Below are 377 nucleotides of genomic sequence, written 5' to 3'. Positions count from 1 at the left end.
AATCCGTTTGACGCACACCACTAGTGCAAGGAGAGCAGATTTCCCTCAAAACTTGCGGGTAATGCCGGCAGTCAAGACTAACTCGCTCCTGTACGCATGTCGTGAACCCGTCACTTTCCACCTGTTACGTCGTCAGATCAGTCATCCGTGGAGCGGCATCTACTGTGTCGCTTCCGCGCGAATGCCCAGGCGGCCGAGCAGCTTGCGGTCCGTTTCGGCCTGCTGGTTGTTGCTGGTGAGCAACCGGTCGCCGTAGAAAATCGAATTCGCACGGCGAGGAAGCATATGGCCTGGGCTTTGTGCGGAAGGGGTGTTGTGATCGAGTCGGGGCTGCGATATAAGCAAGACTTCAGAGCGGAATTGGATCCGAGCGGATG

At 56.8% G+C, this 377-nt stretch carries 1 pseudogene; it reads right to left on the bottom strand.

The features are described 5' to 3' along the window. Positions 1-159: 159 nt before the first annotated feature. A pseudogene (locus HB376_RS41625) lies at positions 160-377 on the bottom strand (hypothetical protein); the annotation flags it as partial.

Origin of the sequence: Caballeronia sp. dw_19 (assembly GCF_018449515.1) — a bacterium.
In the GTDB taxonomy this organism is placed as follows: domain Bacteria; phylum Pseudomonadota; class Gammaproteobacteria; order Burkholderiales; family Burkholderiaceae; genus Caballeronia.
The sequence above is the reverse complement of the archived record's forward strand: the minus strand, read 5'-3'. Positions and strand labels throughout refer to the sequence as shown.